4 protein-coding genes and 1 pseudogene are annotated in these 3691 nt (G+C 73.9%); 3 read left to right on the top strand and 2 right to left on the bottom strand.

What is annotated here, in order from left to right:
* The first annotated feature begins 55 nt into the window (after positions 1-55).
* From IH13_RS0134660 to IH13_RS39245, 3 genes and pseudogenes are all read left to right on the top strand, one after another.
* Positions 56-394 carry a DUF6412 domain-containing protein gene (locus tag IH13_RS0134660; RefSeq protein ID WP_031090899.1) on the top strand — a complete coding sequence of 113 codons (339 nt, stop codon included), beginning with the start codon at positions 56-58 and terminating at the stop codon, positions 392-394.
* Between the two features lie 99 nt (positions 395-493).
* Positions 494-1252, top strand: a complete 759-nt coding sequence (locus IH13_RS0134655) for a YidC/Oxa1 family membrane protein insertase (RefSeq protein ID WP_031090897.1) — start codon at positions 494-496, stop codon at positions 1250-1252.
* Between the two features lie 123 nt (positions 1253-1375).
* Positions 1376-2178, top strand: a pseudogene (locus tag IH13_RS39245) (fumarylacetoacetate hydrolase family protein).
* A gap of 51 nt (positions 2179-2229) precedes the next feature.
* Here the strand turns inward: IH13_RS39245 and IH13_RS0134645 are convergent.
* A complete protein-coding gene (locus IH13_RS0134645) occupies positions 2230-2709 on the bottom strand; it encodes a heme-degrading domain-containing protein (RefSeq protein ID WP_031090895.1) in 480 nt (159 codons plus the stop codon).
* Positions 2706-3691 (bottom strand): Gfo/Idh/MocA family oxidoreductase (locus IH13_RS0134640; RefSeq protein ID WP_031090894.1); only part of this gene is annotated, 986 nt, incomplete at its 5' end. The genes IH13_RS0134645 and IH13_RS0134640, both read right to left, overlap by 4 nt.

The following is a 3691-nucleotide window of genomic DNA, read 5'->3' as shown; positions in this document are numbered from 1 at the left end:
GGCTGGAGGACACCGCGGCGCGCACCCGCCGCACGAGACGGGGACAGGGGGGCCGATGAGCGACACCGACCGTGTACGCCGCGCGGCCACCCGGCTGCTGGCGCCGGTGCTCCGGCCCGCCGCCTTCCTCGCCCTGTTCCTCGCCGAGGTCCTCCTCGCCGGGAGCGGCAGCCTCTCCGCCATGGCGCTCGCCGCCACCGCGGCCGCCGGTTCCGCGCTCCTGGTGTGCTCCGTCATCAGCGCCCGCTGCGCCGCCCCCGTGCCCCGTACCAGGGTGCGCACCGCCCTGCGCGACCGGGAGAAGCGCACCGCGTTCCTGCCCCAGCGGGACCCCGACGCGAAGGGGCGCACCAGGCCCCGAGCGCCCGGCGCCGCCCTCCTGACGGCCGCGTAGGGACCAGCACCCGCTCCACCAGCCACGCCTGCTCCCGGCGCCGTCCGTCCTGCCGCCTTCTTCTCTTCCGGCACGACGAGACCCCCGGAGGGCTCACCCATGTCCGCTTTCGCGCACCTGGTCGGCTCCCTCGCCGACCTGCTCCAGCCGCTCTTCCAGACGGCGTCCACGGCCGCCGCGATCATCCTGTTCACCGCGCTCGTACGGCTCGCCGTGCACCCCCTGTCACGGGCGGCGGCCCGCGGTCAGAAGGCCCGCACCAAGCTCCAGCCGCAGATCGCCGCGCTGCGCAAGAAGCACGCGAAGAACCCGGAGCGGATGCAGAAGGCGCTCATGGAGCTGCACGCCGCGGAGAAGGTCTCCCCGCTGTCCGGCTGCCTGCCCAGCCTGCTGCAGATGCCGGCCTTCTTCCTGCTCTACCACCTCTTCTCCAGCGGCAGCATCGGCGGGGAGCCCAACTCGCTGCTCTCCCACGCGCTCCTCGGCGCCCCGCTCGGTGCACGCTGGCACGACGCGCTCGCCGACGGCGGCCTCTTCGGCCGGGCCGGGGTGGTCTACCTGGCGCTCTTCGCGGTCGTCGCGGCCGTCGCCACCTTCAACTACGGGCGTACCAAGCGCCAGATGGCGGCGAACCCGATGACCCCGGCGACCGGTCCGGACGGGCAGCCGGTGCCCGGCATGGGCGCCATGGCGAAGGTGATGCCGCTGATGTCGTTCCTGACGCTGTTCTCGGTGGCCGTCGTGCCGCTGGCCGCCGCTCTCTACCTCGTCACCAGCACCACCTGGACCGCGGTCGAGCGCGCCTTCCTCTACCGGGAAACCCGGGCGCCGGAGACCGCGGTGGCGCCCGCCGTGTGAGGGCCCGGGTCCACTGCGTGAACACGGCCTTGCGAAGTGATCCGATGTCTTGGAGGATCGGCCAAGCCTTTCGCTGGCCGCAACCCACCGACGGGCCTGATCGCGACCCAGGGAGACGGACCGTTGAAGCTGCTTCGAGTCGGTACGGCGGGTGCGGAGCGCCCCGCGCTGCTGGACCGTAACGGGACCTTGCGCGACCTCTCGGGCTTCGTGACCGACATCGACGGCGAACTGCTCGCCGACGCGTCGGCGAGGGGCTGCGTATCGGCCCACCGGTCGCCCGGATCGGCAAGATCGTGTGCATCGGGCTGAACTACCACGACCACGCCGCGGAGACCGGGGCGGCCGTCCCGGACGAGCCGATCCTGTTCTTCAAGGCCCCCGACACCGTCGTCGGCCCCGACGACACCGTCCTGGTGCCGCGCGGCAGCCGCAAGACCGACTGGGAGGTCGAGCTCGCGGTCGTCATCGGCCGTACCGCCCGCTACCTGGGCTCCGCCGATGAGGGGCTCCGGCACGTCGCCGGATACGCCACCGCGCACGACGTCTCGGAGCGGGAGTTCCAGCTGGAGCGGGGCGGCACCTGGGACAAGGGGAAGAACTGCGAGACGTTCAACCCGCTCGGCCCGTGGCTGGTGACCGCCGACGAGGTGCCGGATCCGCAGGCGCTCGGCCTCAGGCTGTGGGTCAACGGCGAACTGAAGCAGGACGGCACGACCGCCGACCAGATCTTCCCGGTGGGCGAGGTCGTGCGCTATCTCAGCCACTTCATGACGCTTTACCCCGGCGACGTCATCAACACCGGCACCCCGGCGGGCGTGGCGATGGGACGGCCCGAGCCCAAGCCGTACCTGCGCGCCGGGGACGTCGTGGAGCTCGAGGTCGAGGGGCTGGGCCGGCAGCGGCAGGCGCTCAAGGACGCGTAGGGCCCGAGGGTCCGGGGCGGGGCGGAAGCCGCCTCGCCCCGGACCCGCCGGTCAGGACGCGCGGCCGGTCAGGAACTGCTCCAGGGCCTCCACCACGAGCGCGTGGTCCTCGGCCTGGGGCAGGCCCGACACCGTGACCGTGCCGATCACGCCCGCGCCCTCCACGGCGATCGGGAACGAGCCGCCGTGCGCCGCGTAGGTGTCCAGGTCCAGGCGTGAGGACTCCTCGAAGGTCGTGCCCTTCGCCCGGAAACGGGTCCCGACCAGGTACGAGCTCTCCCCGTACCGCTCCACCACCCGGCGCTTTCGGTCGATCCACGCGTCGTTGTCCGCGCTGGAACCGGGCAGCGCCGCGTGGAAGAGCTGCTGGGCGCCGCGCCGGATGTCGACGGCGACCGGGGCGTGCCGTTCGCGGGCCAGCGCGACCAGCAGCCCGCCCAGCGCGTACGCCTCGTCGTAGCCGAAGCGCGGCAGGGTCAGCCGCCGCTCCTGGGCGATCAGCTCGGAGATGGTCGGCGCGCCGGTGCTCATGCCTGCGGCTCCTCGTCGTCGGGGTGGGGGGCCAGATCGACCGCGACGCCCTCACGGGCCGAGCGGCGCGCGGCCTCCAGGACGTCCAGGGCGGCAGCGGCCTGGGAGGCCGTCACCGGGTTCTCGTCGGTGCCGCGCAGGGCTGCCGCGACGGCCGCGTAGTACGCGGGGTAGTCGCCCGGGAGCGTGGGCACCGGGACACCGCCGCCGGTCAGCGGCGACTCCCCGGAACCGACGCGGCCCCACAGCTCCTGCGGTTCCTCGCCCCAGGGCGTGCCGGTCGCCGGCCGCGCGCCCTCGCGCAGGGCGGCCTCCTGCGGGTCGAGGCCGTACTTCACGTAGCCCGCCTTCGAGCCGAGGACCCGGAAGCGCGGGCCGAGCTGGGCCGTGACCGCGCTGACGTGCAGATGGGAGCGGACGCCGTTCGCATGGGTCAGCGCGAGGAACGTGTCGTCGTCGGCCGCCGCGCCCGGACGGCGTACGTCGGACTCCGCGTACACCCGGACCACCGGGCCGAACAGCGTCAGCGCCTGGTCCACGACGTGGCTGCCCAGGTCGTACAGCAGCCCGCCGATCTCCTGCGGGTCGCCCGACTCGCGCCAGCCGCCCTTCAGCTGGGGGCGCCACCGCTCGAACCGCGACTCGAAGCGCAGCACGTCACCGAGCTCGCCCTCCTCGATCAGCCGGGCCAGGGTGAGGAAGTCGTTGTCCCAGCGGCGGTTCTGGAAGACCGACAGCAGCAGCCCCCGCTCCTTCGCCAGGGCCGCCAGCTCACGGGCCTCGGCGGCCGTCCCGGCGAGCGGCTTGTCCACGACCACCGGCAGACCGGCCTCCAGTGCGGCCCGGGCGATCGGGACGTGCGTCTTGTTGGGGGACGCGATCACCACCAGGTCCAGCTCGTCCGCGCGCGCGAGCAGCTCGTCGGGCGAGGCCGCGCACCGCACCCCGGGGAACCCGGCGCGGGCGGCGGCCCGCCGCTCCG

Origin of the sequence: Streptomyces sp. NRRL WC-3549 (genome assembly GCF_000721935.1) — a bacterium.
Lineage (GTDB): Bacteria > Actinomycetota > Actinomycetes > Streptomycetales > Streptomycetaceae > Streptomyces.
Note: the sequence above shows the minus strand (reverse complement) of the source record. Positions and strands in the feature narration are given on the sequence as shown.